Annotated in this window: 13 protein-coding genes; 10 read left to right on the top strand and 3 right to left on the bottom strand. The window is 56.1% G+C overall.

Features of this window, described 5'->3' with window-relative positions:
* Positions 1-197: 197 nt before the first annotated feature.
* The 10 genes from ACIKP9_RS10680 to ACIKP9_RS10635 all read left to right on the top strand — a co-directional run bounded on the left by ACIKP9_RS10680 (position 198) and on the right by ACIKP9_RS10635 (position 10,445).
* Positions 198-605 carry a PsiF family protein gene (locus ACIKP9_RS10680; protein WP_400882500.1) on the top strand — a complete coding sequence of 136 codons (408 nt, stop codon included), beginning with the start codon at positions 198-200 and terminating at the stop codon, positions 603-605.
* Between the two features lie 150 nt (positions 606-755).
* Complete coding sequence (locus ACIKP9_RS10675) at positions 756-1,490, top strand: dienelactone hydrolase family protein (protein ID WP_400882497.1); 735 nt, start codon at positions 756-758, stop codon at positions 1,488-1,490.
* A 123-nt stretch (positions 1,491-1,613) separates the two neighbouring features.
* Positions 1,614-2,627, top strand: a complete 1,014-nt coding sequence (locus tag ACIKP9_RS10670) for a DUF2235 domain-containing protein (protein WP_400882494.1) — start codon at positions 1,614-1,616, stop codon at positions 2,625-2,627.
* Between the two features lie 156 nt (positions 2,628-2,783).
* Entirely contained in the window at positions 2,784-3,719 is a 936-nt protein-coding gene (locus tag ACIKP9_RS10665) for a carbohydrate kinase family protein (RefSeq protein ID WP_400882491.1), read from the top strand.
* Positions 3,716-5,893 (top strand): HAD-IIB family hydrolase, encoded by a 2,178-nt coding sequence (locus ACIKP9_RS10660; protein ID WP_400882488.1) that lies wholly within the window; start codon positions 3,716-3,718, stop codon positions 5,891-5,893. The genes ACIKP9_RS10665 and ACIKP9_RS10660 overlap by 4 nt, the downstream gene beginning before the upstream one ends.
* A gap of 32 nt (positions 5,894-5,925) precedes the next feature.
* Positions 5,926-7,878 (top strand): amylosucrase, encoded by a 1,953-nt coding sequence (locus tag ACIKP9_RS10655; RefSeq protein WP_400882485.1) that lies wholly within the window; start codon positions 5,926-5,928, stop codon positions 7,876-7,878.
* A 24-nt stretch (positions 7,879-7,902) separates the two neighbouring features.
* Positions 7,903-8,724 carry a mechanosensitive ion channel family protein gene (locus ACIKP9_RS10650; RefSeq protein ID WP_400882482.1) on the top strand — a complete coding sequence of 274 codons (822 nt, stop codon included), beginning with the start codon at positions 7,903-7,905 and terminating at the stop codon, positions 8,722-8,724.
* Between the two features lie 143 nt (positions 8,725-8,867).
* Positions 8,868-9,374, top strand: a complete 507-nt coding sequence (locus ACIKP9_RS10645) for a ProQ/FinO family protein (protein WP_400882479.1) — start codon at positions 8,868-8,870, stop codon at positions 9,372-9,374.
* 17 nt (positions 9,375-9,391) lie between these two features.
* Positions 9,392-9,859, top strand: a complete 468-nt coding sequence (locus tag ACIKP9_RS10640; RefSeq protein WP_400882476.1) for an NUDIX hydrolase — start codon at positions 9,392-9,394, stop codon at positions 9,857-9,859.
* Between the two features lies 1 nt (position 9,860).
* Positions 9,861-10,445, top strand: a complete 585-nt coding sequence (locus tag ACIKP9_RS10635; protein ID WP_400882474.1) for a nucleotidyltransferase family protein — start codon at positions 9,861-9,863, stop codon at positions 10,443-10,445.
* 22 nt (positions 10,446-10,467) lie between these two features.
* On the opposite strand, the gene ACIKP9_RS10630 is transcribed toward ACIKP9_RS10635, so the two are convergent.
* Genes ACIKP9_RS10630 through ACIKP9_RS10620 form a run of 3 tightly spaced genes read right to left on the bottom strand, consistent with a single transcriptional unit; the run spans position 10,468 to position 14,234 of the window.
* The gene (locus tag ACIKP9_RS10630) at positions 10,468-11,472 is read right to left on the bottom strand and encodes an XdhC family protein (protein WP_400882471.1); all 1,005 of its coding nucleotides are present in this window, start codon (positions 11,470-11,472) and stop codon (positions 10,468-10,470) included.
* Between the two features lie 3 nt (positions 11,473-11,475).
* Positions 11,476-13,776 (bottom strand): xanthine dehydrogenase family protein molybdopterin-binding subunit, encoded by a 2,301-nt coding sequence (locus ACIKP9_RS10625; protein ID WP_400882468.1) that lies wholly within the window; start codon positions 13,774-13,776, stop codon positions 11,476-11,478.
* Complete coding sequence (locus tag ACIKP9_RS10620) at positions 13,773-14,234, bottom strand: (2Fe-2S)-binding protein (RefSeq protein WP_400882465.1); 462 nt, start codon at positions 14,232-14,234, stop codon at positions 13,773-13,775. Before ACIKP9_RS10620 ends, ACIKP9_RS10625 begins: the two co-directional genes overlap by 4 nt.
* Between the last annotated feature and the right edge of the window lie 107 nt (positions 14,235-14,341).

Genomic DNA, 14,341 nt, shown 5'->3' with positions numbered 1-14,341 from the left:
CGCATCGCCAACGCGCTGGCACTAGGCGTCATCTATATTCAGCATATGATCATGGATATCGCGGAAAAGCTTTTTTAGTCAACAATTGTCATCGCTACTTTTCTGCTCACTACACCAGCCGGAATTCGCAGTAAGATAAGCAGGTAATCCCCAACGCCAGCCTTTGGCGCAATCACCCCCACGAGGAGACTCCTGCAATGAAACTGCTAATGAGCACCCTGTTGTTATCTATTCTCTGTATCAGCACTGCCCAGGCCAACCCGCAGCAGGAGAAAATGAAATCCTGCAATACCGAGGCAGCCACCAAGAACCTGAGCGGTGATGCGCGCAAAGATTTCATGAAATCATGCTTATCCGCCACTGCCGATACCCCCGCCAATAGCCAGCAGGAACGCATGAAATCATGCAACGCCTCAGCAGGTGAAAAAAGTCTCAAGGGCGACGAGCGCAAGGCATTCATGAAGAACTGCCTTTCCGGTGCACCTGAAGTCGCGGGCAATACCCAGCAACAGAAAATGAAAAGCTGTAATGCCGAAGCAGGCAAAAAGAGCCTGACTGGTGATGCCCGCAAAACCTTCATGAAGAGTTGCCTCTCCGCCAACTAAGCCCTCCTGAAGCCAGCCCAACGCCCTGTTGTAGGGCTGGCTTGCCAACGCTTCACCCCACATCTGCTGCATAGCCCTGCCGGAATCGCCTCCGGCGCGATAGAATATAGGCAGTTCATTGATAATTATTTTTGTGGGAGGAGCCACGCAATGCTGATTCAAAGCCATATCGTCGACCTGGAAACCCCAACCGGCACCATGCGCACCTATGTGCACCGCCCTGCCGGCGAAGGCCGTTTCCCTGCGATCCTGTTCTACTCCGAGATTTTCCAGCAGACCGGCCCAATCGAACGTGCTGCCAAGATCATCGCTGGCCACGGCTATGCCGTGCTAGTACCCGAAGTGTTCCACGAACTCAACCCGATTGGCACCGTGCTTGCCTATGACGACGCAGGCCGCGACAAGGGCAATGCCGACAAGTCTGCCAAGGATGTGCAAGGTTACGACAGCGACAACCGTGCCATGATCGAATGGGTACAAACCCAGCCCTGGTTCAACGGCAACATCGGTGCCGCAGGTTTCTGTATCGGCGGCCACCTCGCATTCCGCGCCGCCCTGCAACCCGAAGTCAAGGCCACTGCCTGCTTCTACGCTACCGACCTGCATACCCAGGTTATCCCCAACAAGCCGGGACAACACAGCATGGAACGCCTGGCCGATATCAAGGGCGAGTTGCTCATGATCTGGGGCAAGCAGGACAACCATATCCCAACAGCAGGCCGCGTGCAGGTTTACCAACAATTGACGGACGCAGGCCTCAGCTTCACCTGGCACGAGTTCAACGGCCAGCACGCTTTCATGCGTGATGAGGGCGAACGCTACGATCCACAGCTTGCCGCCACGGGCTACCAGCTGGCCTTGCAGTTATTCAGCAATACGCTGTAAGCACTTCAAAAAAACCACAGGCAACTGTGGTTTTTTTATTTCCAGCATCATCCAAACTGATCACCACCATCTCGCAGCAAAAGGAAACGCATTGATTCACTAACTGACACAAGGGGAGCAACCATGAAAAGAATCGCGATCTTTGCCGATGGCACTTGGAATTCACCCGAGCAATCCCAGCCCACCAATGTGCTATACATGGCGCAGGCAGTGAGCCCGAATGCCAATGGCGCGGAACAGGTGGCATTTTATGACTGGGGCATAGGCTCGGATGGTAACAAGATCACCGCAGGCATTACGGGTGCGGGTATCGACAAGAACATCATGGATTGCTACCGCTTCCTCGTGCACAACTACGATCCCGGTAATCAGTTGTATTTCTTCGGCTTCAGCCGCGGTGCTTACACCGTGCGCTCGCTGGCCGGTTTTATCCGCAATAGCGGCTTGCTGAAGCGGGAACATGCAGGCCGTATCAGCGAGGCCTATAAGCTTTATCGAAAACGCTCCCGCAGCAGCGGCCCCAATGCCCCCGAAGCCACGGCATTCCGCCTGGCCTATGCCGTCGCTGATATTACCTACATCGAGTTTGTTGGCGTCTGGGATACGGTAGGGGCGCTTGGCATTCCCATTCCCTTCTGGGGCACATTGGGCGAACGCGAATTCCTGTTCCACGATACCGAGCCCAGCAAGATCATACTGCATGCGCGCCATGCCGTATCCATTGATGAAAATCGCCAGGATTTCGAGCCTACCTTGTGGAGCGAAAAACCTGGGCTGGACTTGAAACAAGTGTGGTTTTCCGGGGTGCATTCCGATATTGGCGGGGGCTACCCTCAGCCCGGTTTAAGCTACTGTGCGGCAGAATGGATGATAGGCGAAGCAGAACAAACCGGCTTAATTTTTGAACCTCATCTCAAGAATGCCATCCAACCTGATGCACATGACCAGCAACACAATGAGCGCAAAGGCATTTACCTGGCCCGTGAAGAGCATGTGCGTACCATCTCTGGGCCAATACACAAATCGGTCAAGCAACGCTGGGAAGCCAACACAGACAACTACCGTAGCAAGAGCAAGGCGCTTGCTCGACTGCTCAATGAAGTTGGTAACGACTGGAGCACACTCATCGTCGTCTGAGAGCCTACCTGCCGATTGTCACCCCGCCTTGCGCTCCCTGATAAGAGCGGCTTACAAAACCCAACCTGGTCATCCGGGTGCTTTACCCTTGCAAAGGTAAGGCATCTAACAGATGGGTTTTGTCAGCTGCTGTAAATAATAAATAAAGGAGCAACAGTGGCACTACCTCAACGTGACTTCAAGCAACACAACGGCCATGCGGTTGCCATTTTCGGCGAAGTGCTTGCCGATGTTTTTCCCGATGGCAGCGTGCTTGGCGGCGCACCTTTCAATGTTGCGCGCCACCTGCAAGCCTTTGGCCTGCACCCGGTCATGATTACCCGTATCGGCCAGGATGAGCTGGGCCGCGAACTGCTGGATGAAATGCAGCACCTGGATATGGATACCAGCGGGGTGCAAATCGACCCGGTCAATCCGACCGGGCAAGTCAAGGTAAATATCACCGAAACCGGGCACGAATTCGACATCCTGCCAGCCCAGGCCTATGACTACATCCATGCTGGCGTCACTCATATGGTGACCATGGCCACCAAGCCAGACTTGGTGTATTTCGGCACATTAGCGCAACGCAATATGGAATCACGTCTGGCCGTGGATAACTTCCTCAACTACGGCACCAGCCCGCGTTTTCTCGATATCAACCTGCGCGATCCCTGGTACGACAAGCACACTGTGCGCCGTTCGCTGCTACGCGCCGATATCGTCAAGCTGAACAATGAAGAGCTGGCGACCTTGGTCAACATGCTACGACTGCCCGGGCGCACTGCGCAGGAACACGCCGCCGCATTGATCAAGCGCTTTAACCTTGATCTATTGCTGGTGACAGAGGGCGAGGAAGGCGGATGGGTGATGGATCATGTAGGCGACATCAGCACGGTCAATGGTGCAGAACCGCCTAAAACCTTTGCCGACACCGTGGGCGCAGGCGATGCATTCGCTTCGGCCTTTATCCTCGGCATACTGAAGGGCTGGCCTGCCGATATCACGCTAGAACGCGCCAATCAATTTGCCGCGGCGCTCTGCGGCGTGCGTGGCGCAGCGCCCAGCTCTGCAGATTTTTACGCGCCATACAAAAAGGCATGGCAGCTATGAGTGCCCCCGGTGAGCGCCCAATCTATATCCTCATGATCAGCATGCACGGCCTGATCCGTTCCGAAAACCTCGAACTGGGCCGTGATGCCGATACTGGGGGGCAAATCACTTATGTGGTCGAACTGGCCCGCGCCTTGAGCAAACATCCTCTCGTAGAAAAAGTCGACCTGCTCACGCGACGCATCGACGATGACAGCCTGCCACTGGATTACAGCATCCCTGAGGAGCAGCTGGAACACAACGCGCGCATCATCCGCCTGCCTTGCGGCCCCAAACGCTACCTACGCAAGGAGTCCCTCTGGCCGCATCTTGACCAAATGGTAGACCAATGCCTGCATTTCCTGCGCAACCAGGGCGGGAGACTACCCGACCTGCTACATACACACTATGCCGATGCAGGCTATGTCGGGCAGCAGTTATCGTTACTGCTCGGCATCCCACAGGTGCATACCGGGCACTCGCTCGGGCACCCAAAGCGTGAGCGCCTGCTTGCATCGGGCCGCAAAGCTGCCACGATAGAACGACAATTCAATTTCGAGCGCCGGATTGCCGCTGAAGAATCTGTGCTGGAGCATGCCTCCATGATCATCACCAGTACGCAACAGGAGATTGATGAGCAATACAGCCTCTACCGACACTTCGACCACCAGCGCTTTCGTGTCATCCCACCCGGTACCAATACCACGCGTTTCTCGCCCCCTGGCCGCCGGAAAATTTCCCAGGAACTACAAGAAAGCATAGACCGCTTTTTTTCCGCTCCAGACAAACCACTCATCCTCACTATCTGCCGCCCGGAAGTACGCAAAAACCTCAAGGGCTTGATCGCAGCCTTTGGCGAAAGTGAAGAACTGCAACAACAAGCCAACCTGCTGATCATCGCTGGCACCCGCGACGACATTCGCGACCTGGAAGAGTCCCAGCAACAAGTCATGCAGGAATTGCTCCTGGATATTGATCGCTACGATCTCTGGGGCAAGGTCGCCATCCCCAAACATGTCTCGCAAGAGGATATCCCTGAGCTTTACCGCCTGGCAGCACGCCGCCGCGGGGTGTTCGTCAATGCAGCCCTCACCGAACCATTTGGCCTCACGCTGATCGAAGCCGCGGCCAGCGGCCTGCCATTTGTCGCGCCAGACGACGGCGGCCCGCGCGACATTGTGCACAATTGCCGCAGCGGCCTGCTCGCCAATACGCTGGACAGTAGCGCGATTGCAGATGCCTTAAAAGAGGTGTTGGCTGACAAGAAACGCTGGCGCACCTGGGCCAAGAATGGCCTCGCAGGCATCAAGCGCCACTACAACTGGCCTGCCCATGTGAATACCTACATGAAGCAGGTACGCCACGTGCTGCGGCGCGACCGCAAGCGCTGGCGGCGCCAGCTCGTCATCACGCTGGACTCTGGAAAGTCTTATATGCCACTGGTCAATTCCGCCTTGATCAGCGACATTGACAATACCTTGCTAGGCGATAAGCGCTCACTGCGCCAATTGGTCAGCTGGCTCAAGGAACACAAGGGCAAATTTGCCTTCGGTATTGCCACTGGTCGCCCGATAGACAGCGCAGTGGCTATCCTCAAGCAATGGCAGGTACCCATCCCTGAAGTGCTCATTAGCTCTGTCGGGAGTGAAATCCACTATGGTGCACGCCTGATCCCCGATACCGGCTGGGCCAACCATATCCGCCATAAATGGCGTCGTGAAGCACTGCAAGAAGCCATGAAAGATTTCCCGGGCCTCACCTTGCAAGCGGCGGAAAACCAGCGCGAATTCAAGCTCAGCTATATCGTCGATCCAGGCAAGATGCTGCCCATCGAAGAGATCAACCGCCGCCTGCGCGACCAGCAACTATTCGCGCAACTCATCTACTCGCACAACGAATTCCTCGACCTCTTGCCCATCCGCGCTTCCAAAGGCCACGCTATTCGTTATTTGGCCTATAAATGGGGAGTTCCGGTGCGGCATTTCCTGGTGGCTGGCGACTCGGGCAACGACCACGAGATGTTGGTTGGCGACACGCTGGGCGTGGTAGTAGGCAATCATAGCGAGGAACTGGACAAGTTGCGCGGCATGGAGCAAGTCTACTTTGCCCAGGGGCAATATGCCGCTGGCATTCTTGAAGGTATTGCCCATTACCATTTTGATGAGATCAAACCCATTCCTGTTGGTGAGCGCTAGCCTCACCCGTCATCACAAGAAAGTATCACGGTATGTATGAACAAGTTTCGCATTCACTACTGAACGATATCCTGATTGGCCTGGACCCCAAGGTGGGCTGTGAAGACCTAAAGCACTTCTATATCCGCCTGGGTGCCAACTTCTACACCATCCACTCACTGTTCCACCAACTCTATGGCGACAGGCGTGATTTCCGCGTGCAACTGCACAAACTGGTGGACGTGATGGCCAAGCAATACGTCAGTCGCCCACCAGAATTCCGCCAGCGTGACTTGGCGCGGGAAAGGGACCATGACTGGTTTTTGAGCCAGAAACTGGTCGGCTATGCCCTCTATTGCCAGGAGTATGCGCAGAGCCTGAATGGCATGCATGACAAACTTGATTACTTGCAGGAGCTTGGCATCAACCTCGTGCATATCATGCCCATTCTTGATGGCCCCAAAGGGCGCAATGACGGCGGCTATGCCGTGCGTGACTTCCGCAAGATAGACGACAAATACGGCACCCTGGCCGACCTTGATGCACTCAGCACAGACATGCGCAGCCGCGACATGCTGCTGGTGCTCGACGTGGTGGTCAACCACACATCGGATGAACATGAATGGGCCATCAAGGCCAAAAAGGGTAACAAGAAATACCAGGATTACTACTATACCTACAGCGATCGCAAAATCCCCGACCTGTTTGAAGAAACCATGCCCGAGGTGTTCCCCGAGACAGCCCCTGGCAACTTCACCTGGAATGAGGACATGCAGCGCTGGGTAATGACCGTGTTCAATAATTTCCAGTGGGACCTGAACTACAAGAACCCGGCCGTCTTCATTGAGATGCTCGACATCATCTTGTTCTGGGCCAACCACGGCGCAGATGTCGTGCGCCTGGATGCCGTGGCCTTTCTCTGGAAGAAAATCGGCTCTGCCAGCCAGAATGAGCGTGAAGCCCACCTGATCCTGCAACTAATGAAAGATTGCTGCCAGGTCACAGCCCCTGGCACTTTGTTCATTGCCGAAGCCATCGTCGCCCCGCTGGAGATCATCAAGTATTTTGGCGAGGATGCCGTCAATGCCAAGGAATGCGAGATCGCCTACAACGCCACTTACATGGCGCTGTTGTGGGAAGCCGTCGCCACCAAGAAAACCCTGCTGCTCAACCGCGGTCTGCGTAACCTGCCCACCAAGCTGGATCGCGCCACCTGGCTCAACTATGTGCGCTGCCATGACGACATCGGCCTGGGATTCGACGACAACGACATCCGCGCCTCGGGCTACGACCCGCAAGCGCACCGCCGCTTCATGGTTGATTACTATACCGGTGCCTATCCCGGCTCTACAGCCACCGGTGTTGCTTTTGGCGTCAACCCCAAAACTGGCGACGCCCGCATCTCAGGCTCGTTAGCCTCGCTCGCTGGCCTGGAAACCGCACTGTTGAAAAACGATGAGCATGCCATCGACACCAGCATACGCACCATCATTCTTCTGCACAGCATGATTGCCTCGTTTGGCGGCATTCCCTTGCTTTATTACGGTGACGCGATCGGCACCCTCAACGACAACACCTACCTGGATGACGAGAACAAGCACCACGACAGCCGCTGGGTGCACCGCCCCACGCTGGACTGGAACAAGGCCGCGCGCCGCCATGAGCCAGGCACGGTGGAAAACCGCATCTTTACCGCCATCCAGAAAATGCTGGCGGTGCGCAAGCAGATTCCCGCATTTGCCGACCTCAACAACCGCGAGATTTTCGAGACCAGCAACCCGCACTTGTTCACCTTCCTGCGCTTTACCTCGCGCGGCATCCACTCCCGCGTGCTGGTCATCGCCAATTTCGATCTCTCGCCGCAACACCTGAACCTCAAGGAGCTTGAAGCAGTCAACCTGTTTGAACACCGCGAAACCAAGGACCTATATAGCGGCAACATCCTGTCGACCAAGAGCGGCACGCTGGAAATCCCGCCGCTGGGCTTTTATTGGCTAGCGCTTTAACCTCATTCATCGCAAAGGAGATTTATGCAATCCTTCCTCGCCTCCCTCGGTACACCCGACAACATCATTCCGCTCATCGTGTCTACGCTGCGCATTTTCTTCATCATCGCGGCGGCCATCATCCTCATGCGCTTGTGTAACAAGGGAATCAAGCTACTCAAGGGCAGGCTGCGCCTGCATGCACAACAAAACCTGGAAGAGCTCAAGCGTATTGAGACCTTGGGCCGCGTAATCAGCTACATTGCCACGATCGTCATCGGCACCATCGCCTTCATTGAAGTCCTACATGAGTTCGGCATTTCACTCGCCCCCGTGCTGGCGGCAGCCGGGATTGTGGGCGTGGCGGTCGGCTTTGGCTCACAAAGCCTGGTCAAGGATTACTTCAACGGCCTGGTCATGTTGCTGGAAAACCAGATACGCCAAGGCGACTCCATCGAGGCCGCAGGCAAGAAAGGCACGGTGGAAGAAGTTACCTTGCGCCATATCCGCCTGCGCGATTATGAAGGTACAGTACACTTCATCCCCAATAGCGTCATCACCACAGTGAGCAACATGAGCCGCGGCTTTGCCTATGCCGTGATCGACATCAAAGTGCCCATTGCCAGTGATTTCAGCCATATCCTGCATACCATGCGCGAAATCGGCACCCAACTACGCCAGGATGATGCGTATAAATCCAAGCTAGATGGCGACCTCGAAGTCGCCGGGGTAGAGCAAATGGATCACGAAACTGCCGTGCTACGCGCCCGCTTTCAAGTCAATCCTGCAGACAAGAGCAGCGTACGCAGGGAGTTTATCTACCGATTGAAACAGGCATTGGATACGCCAGTGCAAGAAGCCGCTTGATGAGTTTTAGCGCGCGGAAAAGCTGCCAGTTTTGCCAGCGCCCAGCGCCAGAGAGCAAGATTGTAGGGCAAGGAGATGTAATAACCTTCTGGCGAGTTGGCTTTCAGTAGTAGAATCGCGTTTTTTCTTTACAAAACACCGCTATGGGCTTTGAACAACTCGCAGAACTGAAACAACAACTGGCAGCCAAGGCCAAGGCAGAACGTCCAGCCAAGCCTCATGCAAAACCAAAGGCCGCCGCGCCACGTAAACCTGAGAACCCGGTTGACCCAGTAGTGCTCACCATCGGCAGGCTGCAAAGGCATTTCCCCAAGGCATTCCCCAAGAATCCAGCGCCCAAGCTGCCGCTCAAGATTGGCATCCATCAGGAGTTGTTGGCCAAAGCTCAGGAATTAGGCCTGGAAGAAGCTGCCATCACGGATGCCGTGAAGACTTGGTGCCGTGGTACACGCTATTGGGCCAGTATCGTCGAGGGCGCACCGCGCGTTGACCTGGAAGGCAACCCTGCAGGCGAGGTAACAGCCCGTGATGCTGGGCAGGCACGCTCGCTGGAAGCGCGCCGCAAACAGCCGCGCAAACCTAAAGCGGAAGCAGCTCCTGCCGCGGCTGCAACCCAGCCGACAGAAGCACCAGCGGAGCCAAGCGCCTGATGTCGTGCGTGGGCTAAGTGGCTACCAGCATCCATGAGTTCACGCTGATGTCCCACCCAGTGCCTGCCGTCATTGCTGTTGTCGTCCACGAACAGCAGGTATTGCTGGTCAGGCGCGCCAATCCGCCCGATGCAGGCTACTGGGGCTTTCCCGGTGGGAAAATCAATGTTGGCGAAACGCTGGAACAAGCTGCCGTGCGCGAACTACTCGAAGAAACCGGCATTCATGGCGCAGCCTTGCAAGTACTCACCGCAGTGGATGCATTTGCCCTGGCAGACAACCAGCAACTTCAACAGCACTTTGTCTTGATCGCCGTGCTATGCCAATGGCTTTCCGGCACTCCGATGGCCGCCGATGATGCATTGGAGGCCAAATGGTTCTCTCTCGCCGAACTCCAGGATAATCACTTGCTGCTGAGCAAGGATGTCGCCGAGGTCGCACGCATGGGTGTATCGTATAGCCTTGTCACACAGCCTTCGCCATGACATGAATATCGTTGGTATCCTGCTTGCAGCGGGTCACTCCCGCCGCTTTCTGCATGGCAACAAACTGCTGCATCCCTTGCCCTCTGGGCTACCAATCGCACAGCTTGCTGCGCAAAACCTCCTGGCAGCATTACCGCAAAGCCTTGCCGTCGTGCGCGCAGAAACCCCAAGGCTACCAGCGCTATTGCGTGAAACTGGGCTGGACATTCTTACCTGTGAGCCAGATCAACAGGAAATGGCTGATAGCCTAGCCGCTGCAGTGAGACAAGTCATGTTCCGTGCCACACCACCCGATGCCATCGTGATTGCACTGGCAGATATGCCTTTTATCCGCCCAGAAACCATTGCCACCCTCGCCCAACAGCTGGCATCAGGCGTGCCTATCGTGGCACCAACATACCAAGGCCTGCGCGGCCACCCAGTAGGCTTTAGCAAGCGTTTTTATGCCGAATTGGCCACCCTGCAAGGTGATGAAGGCGCGCGCTCGGTGTTGCGCCAGCATGTAGATGCCATCACGCTGGTGGAATGTGATGATCCAGGCATCCTGCAAGACCTGGATACCTGGGAAGACCTGCAAAGATTATAGACGTGGCGTAGTTAGGTACTACTCAACTCGCGCAAGCATTGTTGCTGGATAAGGCATGGGCTATCGATTGGCTAGCCAACGCCGCGGCACGTTGTTGCGAACGGATCTGGATGATTTCGGCGAGGATAGCCACCGCAATTTCAGCCGGAGTGCGGCTACCAATAGGCAAGCCGACCGGGCCATGAAGGCGGCCAATTTCCTCGTCATTGAGGTCAAACATGCGCATGCGTTCACGCCGCTTTTCCTGGTTGAGCTTGGAACCCAAGGCACCCACGTAGAAGGCTTCTGAACGCAAGGCCTCCAACAAAGCCATGTCATCCAGCTTGGGATCGTGCGTGACAGCCACAATCGCTGTATACGCATCAGGCGCGATCTCCAGCACCACGTCATCCGGCATCCCCTCGCACCATTGCACACCAGCCACCTGCCACTGTGCCCGGATTTCCTCACGCGGATCACACAGCAGCACATTGAACTCCAAGGCTTGTGCCATGCTGGCGAGCATGGCGCCAAGCTGGTTAGCACCAATAATAAGCAAACGCCACTGCGGGCCGAAATAATGGTGAAACCAGTCATCTTCCAGGCAAGCCACTGCGCCTGGCATGGCTTCGCCCAACACCACTTCGTTAGTACCCAGGCGCACAGAGCGACGGATCAGCCTGCGTTGTTGCAGGCTCTCGAGAATAGGCAGCACCTGCTCAGCCTCTTGCAATTGCTCGACAAAAATCTGCAAGCGGCCTCCACACGGAATGCCATATCGCTGCGCCTCATCACGACTCACGCCATACTCAAGCAAGCCATTCACTGCGGGCAGGCGGCCCTCGCGGGCGCGATCAATCAACTCATCCTCAATACACCCACCAGAGACCGAGCCCAATAACTGCCCATCATCACGTAAGGCGAGCATGGCACCAGGCAAACGTGGGGATGAGCCCCAGGTGCGCACTACGGTACATAAATGCACGCGATGCCCTGCGCGTAACCACGCCAGGGCATGCTCCAGGACTTCCTGCTCGGGTGCGTGCACGATTTAGGCCTTCAACTGATCACGGATAGGCAAGCTGCGGATACGCTTGCCTGTTGCCGCAAAAATGGCGTTGCAGATGGCGGGGGCCATGGTCGGCGTCACAGGCTCACCAATCCCGCCTAGTGGCACATCCAGCTTGTGCTCAACCAGGTGCACATGAATCTCACGTGGCGCTTCGTCTATCCGCATCACCTGATATTCATGGAAATTGCTTTGCTGCGCCGCGCCGTTCTTGAAGCTGATCTCGCCGGTCAGCGTCAGGCTGGCACCCATAATGCACGCGCCCTCGGCTTGCGAACGGATACGGTCAGGGTTGACCTGGGGACCACAATCCACGGCGATATCTACGCGCGGGATGCTGATCTCGCCGTTATCGCCCACCACAACTTCAACCACGGCCGCGACATAAGTCACGAAGCTATAGCAAAATGCCAGCCCCAAACCATGTCCCTTGGGCAGCTTGCGCCCCCAGCCAGCTTTCTGTGTCGCCAGCTCAACAACGTGACGCATACGGCCAATATCCAGCGGGTAACGCTCTGGGGATTCGCCATAGTTCCAGCTATCGGAAATACTGTCTGGATTAACCTTGCGCGCAGGGCCGAGTAAATCCAGCAAGTAATCACGATGATCGCGCTTTGCCTTGTGTGCCAATTCCGCGATGAATGATTCGGTCGCAAAAGCATGCGGGATGTTGGATACCGAACGAAACCAGCCTATACGCGTATGCGCGGGCACTTCCGGGCTTTCGACGCGCATATTGGGGATATTGAATGGCAGGTTCACGGCCCCCATGCCCAACTCGAACGGTGCACCTCCCTTGGCATTTTCGGCAAAAGTTGAGGCAATGGTAGGCGCGGTAGTGCGATGCAGCCATGCGGTCGGCATGCCCTTGGCATCCAGCGCGCTCTCAATGCGTTCGAGTGACACGGTATGGAAATAATCGTGATGCAGGTCATCCTCGCGCGTCCAGGTGACCTTGACCGGCTTGCCATCCATGGCCTGCGACAGCAATGCAGCCTCGACGACGAAATCCGGCTTGGATTTGCGGCCAAAACCGCCACCGAGCAGGGTGACATTGACGCGGACATTCTCAGGCTTAAAGCCCAGATGGCCTGCCACGGCATTCACCGTCGCCTGCGGGTCCTGCACACAGGCCCAGGCCTCGCACTTGCCATTGGTGATGCGAACCGTCGCGGCTGGCGGCTCCATAGTACTGTGGGCAATATGCGGTTGGTAATACTCCGCTGCAAATGTTTGCTTGGCCTTGGCCAGCACGCCCACGGCATCGCCGTTGTTACGCACCGCCTTGGCAGGCTTGCGCGCAGCTTCTTCCAGCGTCTTGCGGAAAGCCGCAGAGTCATAGCTGGCATTTGCACCGTGATCCCACTCTATCTTCAGTGCTTCGCGTCCCTTGATGGCTGCCCAGGTATTGCTTGCCAGCACGGCAACACCACCCAGCGGATGGAACAGTGGCGGCAAATTGCTGCTTTGCAGCTCGATAACCTTGACCACGCCCGGCACCTTGAGCGCAGCACTGGCATCAAATGCTTTAACCTTGCCACCAAAGACAGGTGGCCTGGCCACCACGGCATACAGCATGCCATCCAGGCGGGTATCAATACCGTAATGCGTAGCACCCGTCACGATCTTCTGGCCATCAATATTGCGGGTGTTCTGCTTGCCGATATAACGGAATTCCGACGCAGGCTTGAGCTTGAGTTGCTCCTTGCTAGGCACAGGTATCTTGGACGCTGCCGTTGCCAGCTCGCCATAACCCAGCGTCTTGCCGCTGGGCTTGTGGATGACTTGATGTTGCTTGGCCTGCACTTCGCTCACCGGCACGCCCCAGGTGACGGCAGCCGCCGCTTCCAGCATCATGCGTGCCGTCGCGCCGATGCGACGCATAGGCTCGAAATGGTGGCGCATGCTACGCGAACCATCGGTGTTCTGGTTGCCGTAGCGCGCCTCGTTACCCTCGGCCTGCACCACGTTAACCCGCGCCCAATCCGCTTCCATTTCGTCAGCAACCACTAATGGCAAGCTGGTACGCACACCTTGGCCCATTTCTGAACGGTGCGCCACGATGTTGACGATGCCATCGGTGCCGATAGAGACAAATACCAGCACATCCTCCTTCAGGCCCCCTGGCATGGCATCGCCACCGTATTTCTTAGGCTCCTCCACCGCAGCTCGCACCAAGCCATTAACGCCTATTGTCAACGCCAACCCGCCAATAATCCCCATGCCCTTCAACAGGCGTCGGCGGCCAAGGTCGGGCAAATCCACCATCAATGTCTCGCTCACTTTGCACCCTCCTTGGCTGCGTGCTTGATCGCGGCACGAATGCGCGGATAGGTACCGCAACGGCAGATATTACCGCTCATGGCTTCATCAATTTCGTCATCAGTGGGGTTAGGTGTACTACGCAACAGTGCGGTGGCAGACATGATCTGGCCAGCCTGGCAATAACCACACTGCGCGACACCGAGCTCCAGCCAGGCAGCCTGTACCGCCTTGCCCACCTTATCTTCGTTCACGGCTTCCACGGTGGTGATGCGCTTGCCTGCCGCTGCCGATATCGGCGTGACACAAGCACGCACTGGCTCATTATCCAAATGCACAGTGCATGCACCACACAGCGCCATGCCACAGCCAAACTTGGTCCCGGTCAATTGCGCCACATCGCGTATGGCCCACAACAAGGGCATGTCATCTGGCACATCAAGTTGCTGACGTTTGCCATTAATATCCAGCGTAACCATGAAATTTCCTTTCTTATTTTCTGAAGCTGGCAAACGCTATATATAAATAAATATATCGTTTACTATCAATAGGATGCGTCGAGTATGCTGAAATTCCCCTTTTCTAT

The sequence above is a fragment of the Methylobacillus methanolivorans genome (assembly GCF_044751345.1).
Lineage (GTDB): Bacteria > Pseudomonadota > Gammaproteobacteria > Burkholderiales > Methylophilaceae > Methylobacillus > Methylobacillus methanolivorans.
This window is presented reverse-complemented; position numbering and strand designations above follow the sequence as displayed.

Excerpts from the sequence above, each read along its gene's own strand:
- ACIKP9_RS10680 (WP_400882500.1), top strand. The coding sequence starts at position 198 with ATGAAACTGCTAATGAGCACCCTGTTGTTATCTATTCTCTGTATCAGC.
- ACIKP9_RS10670 (WP_400882494.1), top strand. The coding sequence starts at position 1,614 with ATGAAAAGAATCGCGATCTTTGCCGATGGCACTTGGAATTCACCCGAG.
- ACIKP9_RS10660 (WP_400882488.1), top strand. The coding sequence starts at position 3,716 with ATGAGTGCCCCCGGTGAGCGCCCAATCTATATCCTCATGATCAGCATG.
- ACIKP9_RS10675 (WP_400882497.1), top strand. The coding sequence starts at position 756 with ATGCTGATTCAAAGCCATATCGTCGACCTGGAAACCCCAACCGGCACC.
- ACIKP9_RS10645 (WP_400882479.1), top strand. The coding sequence starts at position 8,868 with ATGGGCTTTGAACAACTCGCAGAACTGAAACAACAACTGGCAGCCAAG.
- ACIKP9_RS10635 (WP_400882474.1), top strand. The coding sequence starts at position 9,861 with ATGAATATCGTTGGTATCCTGCTTGCAGCGGGTCACTCCCGCCGCTTT.
- ACIKP9_RS10620 (WP_400882465.1), bottom strand. The coding sequence starts at position 14,234 with ATGGTTACGCTGGATATTAATGGCAAACGTCAGCAACTTGATGTGCCA.
- ACIKP9_RS10655 (WP_400882485.1), top strand. The coding sequence starts at position 5,926 with ATGTATGAACAAGTTTCGCATTCACTACTGAACGATATCCTGATTGGC.
- ACIKP9_RS10650 (WP_400882482.1), top strand. The coding sequence starts at position 7,903 with ATGCAATCCTTCCTCGCCTCCCTCGGTACACCCGACAACATCATTCCG.